A 12948-nucleotide genomic window follows, 5' to 3' on the forward strand; every position below is an offset into this window, starting at 1 on the left:
CTTTTGAGATTACGATACATCAACTAAGTATAATCAATAAATAAAATTAAATTTTATATATCAAGCCGCTGTATTTAAACAACTTAAATTCGACTTCCGGTTTCAAGATAACTCTAACCAATGTTTCTTACTATGTAATTTACATTACATAGAATCATTTAATATATCGTTTATAAAACCGTTATTTTTTGCTTATTTCTTTATCTGATAACAAGGCTAATCTAGCGTCAAGTTATGAGTCTATTGATGAATAGATGCGTTATCGACACCCTTTATATAAGCGAGAACAGAATGTCTAAGAAAGCTACCCTTATCACTGCAGCATCAATGCTCACTATTATTGTTGTTGTATTTGGTTTTAACTCATTTAAACAACATATGATTAAAAGTAAATTAGCAGCCTATAAACCTGCTCCTGCAGCAGTAACTTCAATTACTGTAAAGGGTAATGACTGGAAACAAACTATTGCCACCGTCGGGCATATTACGGCTAACCAGCAGGTTAATGTCACACCGCAGTTATCGGGTCAAATAAACAAGATAGCCTTTAACTCTGGCGATATAGTTAAGCAAGGTAGCGTATTGATTCAATTAGATGACCGACTATTACAAGCAAACCTAAAAACAAGTGTCGCTAATTTAAAACTTTCTCAAATCGAATACAAACGTCAATTAAAGCTATTGAAAACACACAATACATCACAAGACTCAGTTGACACCGCAGCAGCAACGCTCTCAACAAGCCAAGCAGACGTTGAATATATTAAAACTCAAATTGATTTTATGCAGGTGAAAGCCCCATTCTCTGGTCAAGTTGGCATTAGGCAAGTCAATAAGGGCGATTTTATCCAGCCTGGTACAACGGTGGTTGAACTGCAAAATTTGGATGAACAATATATAGATTTCACGATTCCAGAAATACAGCTCGCCAATGTTGCTCTGGGTCAAAAGGTCGATTTCACCACAGATACCTACAAAGGCCAAATCTTTGTGGCTCGTATTTCAGCTATCCAGCCCTCTGTCGACAGCCAGTCTCATAACTTAGACATTCGTGCAAAAGTGGATCAAAGCATAAATACACATAAAGTCTCATTCATCTCAGGTATGTATGTAGAAGCTAATATTGATACCGCTATTAAGTTAAGCGTGATTCCAGTACCCAATATTGCCGTGACCTATTCGCTCTATGGTAATGCGGTATATGTATTAAAAACCGATTCTAAACTCGCGAGTAAGAATAACCTTAATTTGTTTGAATATAACGTTGAGCGACGCGCCGTAACAACAGGTGGCGAGCGAGATGGCTTAGTGGGAGTGACGTCAGGACTGACGGCCGGAGAACAAATCATTACGTCTAATACACAAAGCTTAAAAGATGGTGCACTGGTATTAGTCAATAACAGCCGTCCATTTACTCAAACTGTTTCAAAAGCAGCTAATCAAGGCGAGAAATAATCAGATGAACTTTACCGATATATTTATTAAACGTCCTGTTCTGGCAACAGTACTCAGCCTCATGTTGTTGGTGTTAGGACTAAAAGCCTTTGGCATGATGCAAGTAAGGCAATATCCAGAGTTGGAGACGGGTGTTATTACCATTACCACTCAGTACCCAGGTGCCAGTGCATCAAGTGTACAAGGTTATGTCACTCAGCCGTTGCAAGCACAAATAGCTCAAACTGAAGGTATTGACTACATGACTTCAGACAGTAGCTTAGGTAAATCACTTATTACTGTTTATCTAAAACTGGATTATCCGTCAGACAAGGCCCTGACAGAGGTATTGTCTTTGGTACAGCAAGTTAAATACAGACTACCAGCAGGAGTGTTAGATCCCAGTATTTTGAAATCGACTTCTCAATCGCCAATTTTGTATCTGTCATTTTCAAGCGATACCCTAGCAACTGAACAGATTTCTGATTACATCAGCCGTGTAGTTAAGCCTACGATTTCGACCGTAAGCGGTGTATCAAAAACAGATATTCTTGGGCAACGCGATTTCGCAATGCGAATTTGGTTAAATCCAACCAAAATGGCAGCATTTGGGATCACTGCAACAGATGTTCAAAATGCGATTAAGGGTAACAATGCCGTTAGTGCCGCCGGTAAGATAAAAGACCAATATATAGAAGTCGACATTAACGCTCACACTGATGCGTCTACTGTAGCTGAATTTAAGCAAATCGCGTTAAAGACAAGCGATGGCAGTATTACTCATATGCAAGATGTAGCGACCGTTGAACTGGGCGCGAACAGTTACGACTCGGTGGTTAACTTTAACGGTAAACCTGCCGTGATGACGGCGATAAGCAACACATCAAACTCAAACCCACTCACTGTGGCAGCAGATGTTTATAAAGTTTTACCCAGCATTATTGATAGTTTGCCTGCTGGAATGGAAGCAAATGTGGTTTATGACTCAACAAAATATATTCAGACTTCAATAGATGAAGTGGCAAAAACACTGATGGAAGCAGCGTTAATTGTTGTGATTGTTATCTTTGCATTCTTGGGTTCAATGCGTGCCATGATGATCCCATTAGTCACTATTCCACTGTCTTTAATTGGCTCTATGTTCTTTATGCTAGCAATGGGCTTTAGCATCAACATTTTAACCCTACTGGCAATGGTATTAGCCATTTCCTTAGTGGTAGATGACGCAATTGTTGTGGTAGAAAACACCTTTCGTCACTTGGAAGACGGTACCGACCCCGTCAAAGCGGCAATCATTAGTGCGCGTGAAATTGCAGGCCCTGTATTTGCAATGACAATCACCTTAGCCGCGGTTTATGCCCCCATTGGTTTTATGGGCGGACTAACCGGTAAGTTGTTTACTGAATTTGCCTTTACCTTGGTAGGCGCAGTATTAATATCAGGATTTTTAGCTCTCACATTAACGCCGATGATGTGCTCTAAAGTGTTGTCGCAAAAAACACTTGAGGGAAAGTTAGTTAAAAAGATTGATGGCGTCATTGAAGTTGTCACTCAGCATTACACCCGTATGTTAAACGTCGTCGTTGATAACCGTAAACTAGTGTGGCCTTTTGCGGGCACGATATTGATTGCATTGGTCTTTATGTTTACCCATACATCATCAGAGCTTGCGCCGCAGGAAGACCAAGGCGTGATGATAATGATGGGTAAAGGGCCAACAACATCGAATACCGATTACTTGAACCACTTTACTCAGCCATTAACACAGCTTGTTGATACTTATCCAGAAAAAGAGATGGATATGATGGTCAACGGTTACCAAAATGACCAAACATTCTTCGGCCTTGCAGTACTCAAGGACTGGAGCGAACGTGATGCCTCGGCTAAAGATGTTATGACGCGTTTTCAAAGTGATATGAAAACGATACCCGGCCTACAAGTGTATACTTTCTCGCCACCAGATTTACCTGGTACAGCACAGGGCTTACCCTTTCAAATGATTTTAAAAACGCCGACAGGGACTTACAAAGAGCTGTATCAATACGCTGAAAAAATGAAAGCGTACGCAATGAAAAGTGGCAAATTTCTCTACGTGCAAAATGATTTAGACTTTAGTAAGCCACAAATTGAGGTCAGTATTAATCGAGATAAAGCCGCATTAATGAATGTTGATACTCAGCAAATTGGCTTAGTGTTATCTCGCTATTTAAGTGAAGGTTTCGTCAACTACTTTGCATTGAACGAGCGTAGCTATCAGGTCATTACTCAAGTGCCTCAAGATGATCGACGAATTGAAAAAGACTTGCAGCAATACTATGTGAAGTCAGCAAATGACCAGATGGTGCCATTAGCGTCACTAGTGACAATAACTAAAAGCGTTCAACCATCGGCAGTTGATCAATTTCAGCAGTTAAACAGTGCGATGATAGAAGCTAAAATGATGCCTGGTGTCAGTATTGGTGAAGCATATACCGTTATGGCAGAAGCTGCGAAGCAGATTCTCCCTAAATCATATAGCACCGATGCTTCAGGGCAACTGCGTCAGTTCTTAGAAGAAGGTTCATCATTAATCGCGACGTTCTTCTTGGCGATTATTATTATTTATTTAGTATTAGCGGCGCAGTTTGAAAGCTTCCGCGACCCACTCGTTGTATTAACCAGTGTGCCACTATCCATTTTTGGTGCAATGATCCCACTGTACTTTGGCGTCGATACATTAAATATCTATACCGAGGTGGGCTTAGTCACCTTAATCGGCTTGATCAGTAAACACGGGATCTTGATTGTTGAGTTTGCTAACCAGCTACAAGCAGAAAATGGATACAGCAGACGCGAAGCTGCAGTAAAAGCCGCGGCAGTGCGACTAAGACCGGTATTGATGACTACCGCGGCCATGGTGATTGGTGTAGTCCCCCTACTCATTGCCGTTGGTGCTGGTGCCGAGAGTCGTTTTGCCATTGGTTTGGTGATCACTGTAGGTATGTCAATCGGCACCTTGTTTACGCTGTTCGTATTGCCTACGGTTTATACTTTCTTAGCACAGGATCATAGACAAAAACCTGCGATTACGGCCCCAAATAGCCCAGCGCTAGCGGATGCTACTGTGTAGAAAAACCTTATTTAAACAGTCTCATTAGGACTGCCACATTGAGCCACGTAAAGCCTAGAGTTATGCTCTAGGCTTTTTGCTATAAAGAGAATGAAAACTCAAGCTAATAAATTGAAAATAAACAATTTAACAACCCTACAGCCAACCAACGACTACACCACAATAAACACGAGTTAAACAGGTCTATTACGTTTGATACAAAAATTGATTTTGACCTATAAACCCTAACCGACTATGGTATCGCCCTAATAAGAATAACAATAAAAATAGGATGTCACTTCTCTACCGGAGTGGCTAACATTGCCATGCCATCATTATCATTCAAATCTGCGTTACTGTCAGTTTCACTACTGTTTGGACTCACACTGTTTGGGTTAATACAACCGGTACAAGCTGCCGGGCAATTTTATGCCACTCAAGAGTTACAATCTCAATATCCCCAAGCATTCGCGCTACAACCCGAAGCTCAAGCGTTTGTATTAGCGGCCCAATCTAAAACGGTTGCAGATGCCAACAGATTGGTTGAACTCATCTTGGCTGATAAAAGCCTAGTAAAAGCGCTGGCCGATTGGCAGCAACTGTCAATTGACGAGCAGATCCCCCACTTACGCAAGATCTTCGCATTAGAATACCGCTCTATGGGGATAAAACAGCCAACGCTCATCATCGATAACCATAGTTATCCTACTAAAATGGTTTACTTCGACTTCGACGTCTCCCACTTTGCGCCGTTGCCGTCATCAAGCATAAATAACGTGAGCCGCGGCACCGTTTATCTTAATCCAGAGAAACTGGCGACTCAGGACAAATTTGCGAGTTTGGCATTTCTGATTCACGAAACTCGTCACTCATACCAATTTCAGTTAAGTCAGCAAGCTAACACCAGTGCAAATGATGCCATATTCGCTGCGGGTTATAGGGCTGCATTTAATGCGCAAAAATCATTAACGGGCTTTGGCTTTAGTGACTTTTTAACCCTGCTCAATGAATACGAAGCTTTTCAATATGGTAATTACGTTCTAGGTCAGTTAACACACTGGACATTAGATCTTACCGGTATGGGCACCTTTGCCAGTCAATTTGACCAACACGGCCAGTTAAAAATTGATTTAGCAACGCTAATGCCACCAGCAAAGAGTAATGCAAATACTGACGAGCTAAGTTTACTTGAACAATATAACTTGGCGGCAAAAGTACAGTATCAATTACGTGAAGCCGATGCTCGTGCACAATGAATAGGCCTAACCCAATAGCGTTTATGTTGCTGGCAATGCTGTCAGCCATTTTAATGGCGACTATCGGCGTATTTGCCCGCTACACCCAGCTTCCAGCGGAACATATCACCTTTTACCGACTCGTGATTGGTGCGGGATGTATGTTCACGTTTATGTTGATGAGTGGTAAGGCTTGGCAGATCAGGCATACGCCAAGTAAACGTACCGTCATCAATGGCATGATGCTCTCTGGCTTTATGCTCTTTTACGTACAAGCGATTAGTTATATCAGCATGGCCAATGCCGTGATGATCCTTTATCTGGCGCCGCTTACCAGCGCTATTTTTGCCCATTTTGTTTATAAAGAGACATTGTCACGGGTAAACGGTGGGTTAATTGCACTCGCACTGACAGGCTTTGCACTGATGCTGCCAACCGGCAGTGATACTCTGAGTCAGCAACAAGAACTTGGCTACATATATGCCATGTTAGCGATGCTAAGCTATAGCAGTTTTATGTTAATCAATCGCAAACCGAGCCACTCCACACCCTATCAAAGTGCCTTGGTACAACTAAGTGTCGGCGCTATTTGTTTGCTGCCCTTCGTTGTCATTACGCCGATACTGCCCTCCGCAGCCCAATTGGGTTGGTTAGTCGCAATAGGGGTATTACCCGGTTTTCTCGCCATACTCTTTGCGGTAAAAGCACTACGGGTTTTGCCCGCGGTCTCCTTCGGCACTTTAGCCTATTTGGAGCCCGTTGCTGTTGTCATATTTGCGTGGTTTCTATTTGACGAACAATTAACGGCGATCCAACTGCTTGGCGCTGTATTAATTGTATTGGCAGGTATTGCACAAGGAATTGTCATGAGAGCGCCACGGCCAATAAAAGAGGCGGTTGCGGAATAGATTACCCACCCCGACACTGTTTATGGGCTAGCTTTATATAAGACACTCTTTGTTCTTATTATCCTAAGCAATTTTACACAGGGGAAATATGCGCCATATTAGCGTCGATTGGTTTAGACTATTTCGCTACTCGTTATTATTCATAGCCTATAGCGGTATTGTGATGGTACTGATGTTGCTCTACTTCTCAAGCAGCCTTGAAGAGGCTTGGCGCAAAGGTTTGATGCTGACATTAGAGGAGGTGGAAATAACCATTGAGTTGAGCCTAACGCTGTTTATCTACATTAGCTTTCCGCTGCTACTGTTTCGATTTATGTACTATTTTTCAAAGATGCTTTATCGAGGTAGACAAGAAAACGTGCCGCTCATGACCTATAAAACACTGTTCAATCCTATAAACTTTTTGCTATTGCCAAGCTTGCTCAATCCAGAGGGGCTTATGTATCGAAGACGTTGTCTTTTGGCCCTGCTCTTAATGGTATTAATCTACTTAGTTATTCTGTTCATTACTTAATCTGCTCAAGAAATTTAACCGCGTTGTCCAGCTCTCGCGTTCTGGCCATTGGCGGTAGAGAGTTCAAAAATGCTTGTCCATAAGGCCTATTCACAATGCGATTGTCACATAAAATAAGCACGCCTCTGTCTTTTTCATCGCGAATTAATCTGCCAACGCCTTGATTCAGTGAGATAACAGCCTGCGGCAATGAGATCTGCGTAAAGGGGTCTTTACCTTCCCGAGAAATACTCTCGCTGCGAGCACGATAAAGATTGTCTTCAGGCGATACAAACGGCAGTTTATCGATGATCACGCAGCTAAGCAGCTTGCCTCTAACGTCGACTCCCTCCCAAAATGCCCCCGTGCCAAGTAATACAGCATTGCCCAATTGGCGATACTTTTTTAACAGGCTTTGCTTATTTGCCTGCCCTTGTACCAGCAATGGGTATGACACTCGTCGTTGCAACTCAATAGCCACCAGCTTAAGCATTCGATGACTCGTAAATAATATAAAGGTGCGACCTTTAGCTGCTTCAATCGCTCTTATGCATACATCGACAAATTGCGGCAGGATCGCATTATGGTTACTGACGCTGGCAAGATGCCGAGGGACGCAAAACAACGCATTGTTGGCGTAATCAAATGGGCTTTGTAGTAACAGCTCCTTGCACTTACCTATACCTAATTGCTTGGTAAACAGGCTTAAATCTTGATTAATTTGTAAGGTTGCCGACGTGAATATCCACGCGACATTGACATCAAAGAGCTTCTTACACTCCTTGGCGACATCAATCGGCGCGATTCTAAGCATCAGATAACGATGACCATAATCAATGCTGTAAGCCGCTTGATTGTTCTCACACAGAAAAAATAGTTGCAACTTTGCCGTCTGAGCATCGAGCTTTTCAAGTGCATCATCCAAATTATCACTGCGGCCAACGTGTCCTTGTAATAATGCTTGCAGTGCATTTAGCTCTTTGAGCAATGACCAAGACAGAACTGACAAGGCTTTATTGCTCAGCATTCGACGCCAATCAGTGTCTCCAGTGGCAAAGAGTGCCTGATGCCATTCATTTAACAGCGTTAAACAACGTGCGCTTAATAGTTCTATCTGCTTTGCATCGCGCAATTCAGTACGATAAATATCAGCGAAACGTTCAAGCAGTTCAGCAATTTGCCGAGTTGAGCACTGTTGGCCAAAGTAGTTGACTGCGATATCGGGGAGCAGATGGGCTTCGTCAAAAATAACCACATCAGAGTCTGGAAGTAACTCTGCAAAGCCAGTTTCTTTTATGATCCTATCCGCTAAAAAAAGGTGATGATTGACCACAATGACCCGCGCATCCATTGCTCGATTACGCGCTTTACGGGTAAAACAGACATCATAGTGGTCGCAGCGTTGACCAATACAGGTCTCTTTTGCACTATTAATCAATGGCAATGCCGCTGAGTTTTCAGAAACCGACGTTAAGCCGCCAAGGTCGCCGTCAATGGTCCGTCCTGCCCATTGATTGATCCTCAGTAAATCATCAAGAATTTGAGTATCCATCGAGCTTGCACCCGATAACTCTGTCTCCATAAGATGCTGACATAAATAGTTATTGCGGCCTTTAAGTAGCGCCACTTTAGGCGTGAGGCCTAGCATCAACAGTAATGCCGGAAGATCTTTATAAAACAGCTGTTCTTGCAGATTTTTACTGCCCGTACTCACGATGACCTGCTTACTGCTCAGCAGCGCAGGAATGAGGTAGGCAAACGTTTTACCGACTCCAGTGCCCGCTTCAACGACTAAATTGTCGCGACTGCTTATCGACTCACTGACCGCTTCAGCCATCTGTTGCTGCACTTCGCGGCGACTAAACCCTTTAATGGCTTTTGCCAGCGCGCCGTCAGCAGAAAAGGTCGCCGCGACTTGCTGTGTCAATTTAGCGCTCAAAAGCCACCGTACTTAGTTGTCATAGAGTCCAACATTATTGCCATTAAAAATAAAAATCGCTGAAGTGTAACGTAAGCCGCTTATTGGTTAAATACCCTAGCCGATATGCAACGCTTCAAAAAGGGATTATACCCGCCGAAATAGTTGGCTATGATTGTCTTGTCATCAAAACAGTCAGCAGCACATTTATCTGAGTGCTAAAAAGTGACATTTAGATGAACATTCCTCATATGCTAAAATAATAGTTGCAATCAGTGCTGAAACTGATTAATTTAAATGCATCGCCGCTTGAAAATTTTCTTCAGCTGGCAGATATTATGGTCATCAGACCCAAACATTATTGAGATAAGAATATGACACAGCTTACGAACGCTATCCATCATCATCACCATATGCGGTAGCCTTCGGAAGCTCACTGCCGAAGGACTCATTCCTTCTGGCGGTTGATTCAAGATAAATCAAAAACCCCTGGAAGGAATTCCAGGGGTTTTTTGGTTTCAGATTAACAGATTGTTTTATAAACATTTTTGAATCAACTTAAAGGAAGTCACCATGTCAGAGTCAAATAGATTAAGAATCGCCATCCAAAAGTCAGGTCGTTTATCGAAAGAGTCACTGAAATTATTAAAAAGCTGTGGCGTAAAATTCAATATCAATGAACAGCGACTCATCGCCCACGCTGACAACATGCCAATCGATCTGCTACGAGTTCGAGATGATGATATTCCAGGCCTAGTGATGGACGGCGTGGTAGATTTAGGCTTTATTGGCGAAAACGTATTAGAAGAGGAGCAAATTGAGCGTCAAACTTTAGGAAAGCCAGCAGAATGTATCAAATTACGTCAGCTTGATTTTGGTGCTTGCCGTTTATCACTCGCTGTTCCTAACGAGTTTAGCTACCAAGACGCTAACTCACTGGAAGGCCTGCGCATTGCAACGTCTTATCCCAACATACTTCGCCGCTTCATGCAGGAAAAAGGCATTACCTATAATGACTGTATGCTAAAAGGCTCGGTTGAAGTGGCGCCCCGAGCTGGATTGTCTGACGCAATATGTGATCTTGTATCAACCGGCGCAACATTGGAAGCCAATGGATTATACGAAACTGATGTCATCTATCAGTCAATGGCTTGTCTCATTCAGTCAACAAAAAGCCAGCCAGATGATAAGCAAGCGCTGATCAATAAAATACTGTCACGCATTAATGGTGTCGTCCGTGCTAAAGAGAGCAAATATATCCTGCTACACGCACCGACCGAAACACTAGAACAAATTGTAGCGCTACTTCCAGGCGCAGAAAACCCAACCATATTGCCACTAAAAGATGATAGCAATCGCGTCGCCATTCACGCTGTCAGCACAGAAGATCTCTTCTGGGACACCATGGAAGAGCTAACGCAGCTAGGTGCCAGCTCTATTCTTGTTATGCCTATCGAAAAAATGATGGGGTAAGCAGATGGACATCCTCAATTGGCAAACGCTAACGCCCAGCGCAAAACAAGCAGCACTGTTAAGATCGCCTTTAATTGGTGATGCAAATCTAGAGCAAAGCGTTGCGGCGATCATTGAAGCGGTCGTTAATGATGGCGATCAGGCATTGCGCCGTTTCAATAAGCAGTTTGATAACGTCAATATTGACCAACTTAAGCTGTCAAAAGATGAAATAGCTAACGCCTGCGCTGCAGTGCCCGAACAACTGAAACAGGCAATTGCGCAGGCCAAAGGTAATATCAATGCCTTTCATCAAGCGCAGGTCTCAACCACGGTTGATATTGAAACTCAGCCAGGGGTGCGTTGTGAGCTTAGAACAGAGCCAATTGAGAAAGTCGGACTCTATATTCCAGGGGGCACCGCGCCGTTAATTTCAACGGTACTCATGCTCGCCCTCCCCGCTAAAATCGCGGGTTGTGCCAAGCGTGTTTTGGTCAGTCCACCACCGATCGATAACGCTATTATTTATGCTGCCAATGCTTGTGGTATTACCGAGATATATCAAGTCGGTGGTGCCCAAGCTATTGCCGCGCTGGCGTTTGGCACTGACTCAGTACCACAAGTCGATAAGATTTTTGGCCCTGGTAACCGTTTTGTCACGGAAGCAAAGCGCGCAGTGAGCCAAGATAATCGCGCGACAGTCAGTATCGATATGCCCGCAGGCCCTTCAGAGGTATTGGTCATTGCCGATGCTGATGCTAATGCCGAGTTCGTTGCAGCCGATCTGTTGTCGCAAGCAGAACACGGTCCTGACTCCCAAGTCATGCTCGTTACCGACTCAAGCATACTTGCAGACGAGGTTAATCAGGCATTAACCCAGCAACTCGCGCTACTTTCTCGCTCAGAGGTGGCTAAAACGGCGCTCGGTTGCAGCCGCACATTGCTGGTGAGCAATATGATAGAAGCCGCAGCGGTGTCAAATCGTTATGGACCAGAGCACCTAATCATTCAAACGGCACAACCCAGAGATATTCTGGCCAACATCCGCGCGGCGGGATCGGTTTTTCTAGGGGCTTATACTCCAGAATCGGTGGGGGATTATGCCAGCGGTACTAATCACGTATTACCCACATACGGCTACAGCAAAACGGTTTCAAGCTTGTCTTTAGCGGATTTCAGCCGCCGATTTACGGTACAAGAACTGACCCCTGAAGGCTTAGTCTCTTTAAGCGATACCGTGATGATATTGGCCGCGGCAGAGCAGCTCGATGCGCATAAAAATGCGGTTGCGCTGCGTATTGCCACAATCAACAACCAAGCTCTGGAGGCATGATGACAACTGCAAAAAACCTTGCCCAGCGCCTAGCCAGACCAGAACTGTTAGATCTACAAATCTATCAATCTGCGCGGCGCATTGGTGGTCAAGGAGATATCTGGATAAACGCAAATGAATCACCGTTTAATAACAGCGATTTAGAAGGCGTAAACCGCTATCCAGAGTGCCAACCCCCGGCATTGATAGACGCTTATAGCCGCTATAGTGGTGTGGCGAGTAATTGCATATTAACGGGACGCGGCGCAGATGAAGCGATTGAAATCCTCATTCGTACTTTTTGTACTCCAGCACAAGATGCGATTGCAACTTTCGGCCCGACGTATGGCATGTACGCCATCAGTGCGAAGACCGCCAATGTCGCCGTAAACGCGCTGCAATTGACTGATAATTTCCAGCTGCCAAGTGACTATGCATCTCAACTCAACGACAGTGCCTATAACGCAAACACCAAAATTGTGTTTATCTGCAACCCTAATAATCCAACCGGCAGCGTTATCGCTAAAGCCGAACTTATCAAGGTGATTGACAGTAACCCTGAGCGGATCATTGTCATCGATGAAGCCTACATTGAGTTTAGCCCCGAGTATTCGGTCGCTGATCTTGTTGAAAGTAGAGCCAATCTGGTGGTCCTGCGTACCTTGTCAAAAGCATTTGCGTTAGCGGGTGCCCGTTGTGGATTTTTACTGGCAAATCCTGACATTATTGATATATGCATGCGAGTGATAGCCCCCTACCCTGTGCCGCTCCCCGTGAGTGACTTAGCGGTAAAAGCACTCAGCCCGAAAGGGTTACTGACGATGCAAAGCCAGGTTGATGAAATGAGTCAGCAAGGCTTGCGATTAGCACTCGCTTTACAAGCCTATGGCGCGACGGTCGTTAGCGCACATGGCAACTACGTATTAGCCCAATTTAGCGATAAAGCGACCGTGCAACAAAAATTGACTCAAGCAGGCGTCATCGCCAGAAGTTACAGCGATAGCCGTTTAGCCGACTCGATTCGGTTTAGTTTCTCAAACCGGTCGCAAACAGATTATTTAATTAGCCTGTTTTCAGCGTCGAATTAACAAGAATAACAATGATAATG

At 43.9% G+C, this 12948-nt stretch carries 9 protein-coding genes and 1 other annotated feature; of the genes, 8 read left to right on the forward strand and 1 reads right to left on the reverse strand.

All coding sequences use genetic code 11. From position 1 onward, the window contains the following. The first annotated feature begins 291 nt into the window (after positions 1 to 291). The 5 genes from L2729_RS08350 to L2729_RS08370 all read left to right on the forward strand — a co-directional run bounded on the left by L2729_RS08350 (position 292) and on the right by L2729_RS08370 (position 7179). A complete protein-coding gene (locus L2729_RS08350) occupies positions 292 to 1455 on the forward strand; it encodes an efflux RND transporter periplasmic adaptor subunit (protein WP_248987861.1) in 1164 nt (387 codons plus the stop codon). A 4-nt stretch (positions 1456 to 1459) separates the two neighbouring features. Continuing rightward, entirely contained in the window at positions 1460 to 4543 is a 3084-nt protein-coding gene (locus L2729_RS08355; RefSeq protein WP_248987862.1) for an efflux RND transporter permease subunit, read from the forward strand. A gap of 305 nt (positions 4544 to 4848) precedes the next feature. Further along, positions 4849 to 5778, forward strand: a complete 930-nt coding sequence (locus L2729_RS08360) for a hypothetical protein (protein ID WP_248987863.1) — start codon at positions 4849 to 4851, stop codon at positions 5776 to 5778. Next, positions 5775 to 6665 carry a DMT family transporter gene (locus L2729_RS08365; RefSeq protein WP_248987864.1) on the forward strand — a complete coding sequence of 297 codons (891 nt, stop codon included), beginning with the start codon at positions 5775 to 5777 and terminating at the stop codon, positions 6663 to 6665. Before L2729_RS08360 ends, L2729_RS08365 begins: the two co-directional genes overlap by 4 nt. A gap of 88 nt (positions 6666 to 6753) precedes the next feature. Further along, the gene (locus L2729_RS08370; RefSeq protein WP_248987865.1) at positions 6754 to 7179 is read left to right on the forward strand and encodes a hypothetical protein; all 426 of its coding nucleotides are present in this window, start codon (positions 6754 to 6756) and stop codon (positions 7177 to 7179) included. Here the strand turns inward: L2729_RS08370 and yoaA are convergent. Then, positions 7172 to 9097 carry a DNA repair helicase YoaA gene (gene yoaA, locus L2729_RS08375; protein WP_248987866.1) on the reverse strand — a complete coding sequence of 642 codons (1926 nt, stop codon included), beginning with the start codon at positions 9095 to 9097 and terminating at the stop codon, positions 7172 to 7174. The two genes, L2729_RS08370 and yoaA, sit on opposite strands and share 8 nt — an antisense overlap. A gap of 376 nt (positions 9098 to 9473) precedes the next feature. Next, positions 9474 to 9594 (forward strand) — a sequence feature (His leader region). A gap of 55 nt (positions 9595 to 9649) precedes the next feature. Between yoaA and hisG the strand changes: the two genes are divergently transcribed. Genes hisG through hisC form a run of 3 tightly spaced genes read left to right on the forward strand, consistent with a single transcriptional unit; the run spans position 9650 to position 12928 of the window. Beyond that, complete coding sequence (gene hisG, locus L2729_RS08380) at positions 9650 to 10549, forward strand: ATP phosphoribosyltransferase (protein WP_101091191.1); 900 nt, start codon at positions 9650 to 9652, stop codon at positions 10547 to 10549. 4 nt (positions 10550 to 10553) lie between these two features. Continuing rightward, positions 10554 to 11861 carry a histidinol dehydrogenase gene (gene hisD, locus L2729_RS08385; RefSeq protein WP_248987867.1) on the forward strand — a complete coding sequence of 436 codons (1308 nt, stop codon included), beginning with the start codon at positions 10554 to 10556 and terminating at the stop codon, positions 11859 to 11861. Then, complete coding sequence (hisC, locus tag L2729_RS08390) at positions 11861 to 12928, forward strand: histidinol-phosphate transaminase (RefSeq protein ID WP_248987868.1); 1068 nt, start codon at positions 11861 to 11863, stop codon at positions 12926 to 12928. The genes hisD and hisC overlap by 1 nt, the downstream gene beginning before the upstream one ends. Positions 12929 to 12948: the final 20 nt, after the last annotated feature.

The sequence above is a fragment of the Shewanella gelidimarina genome (assembly GCF_023283945.1).
In the GTDB taxonomy this organism is placed as follows: Bacteria; Pseudomonadota; Gammaproteobacteria; order Enterobacterales; family Shewanellaceae; genus Shewanella; species Shewanella gelidimarina.

Excerpts from the sequence above, each read along its gene's own strand:
- hisG (WP_101091191.1), top strand. The coding sequence starts at position 9,650 with ATGTCAGAGTCAAATAGATTAAGAATCGCCATCCAAAAGTCAGGTCGT.
- hisD (WP_248987867.1), top strand. The coding sequence starts at position 10,554 with ATGGACATCCTCAATTGGCAAACGCTAACGCCCAGCGCAAAACAAGCA.
- L2729_RS08360 (WP_248987863.1), top strand. The coding sequence starts at position 4,849 with ATGCCATCATTATCATTCAAATCTGCGTTACTGTCAGTTTCACTACTG.
- hisC (WP_248987868.1), top strand. The coding sequence starts at position 11,861 with ATGACAACTGCAAAAAACCTTGCCCAGCGCCTAGCCAGACCAGAACTG.
- L2729_RS08365 (WP_248987864.1), top strand. The coding sequence starts at position 5,775 with ATGAATAGGCCTAACCCAATAGCGTTTATGTTGCTGGCAATGCTGTCA.
- L2729_RS08370 (WP_248987865.1), top strand. The coding sequence starts at position 6,754 with ATGCGCCATATTAGCGTCGATTGGTTTAGACTATTTCGCTACTCGTTA.
- L2729_RS08350 (WP_248987861.1), top strand. The coding sequence starts at position 292 with ATGTCTAAGAAAGCTACCCTTATCACTGCAGCATCAATGCTCACTATT.
- L2729_RS08355 (WP_248987862.1), top strand. The coding sequence starts at position 1,460 with ATGAACTTTACCGATATATTTATTAAACGTCCTGTTCTGGCAACAGTA.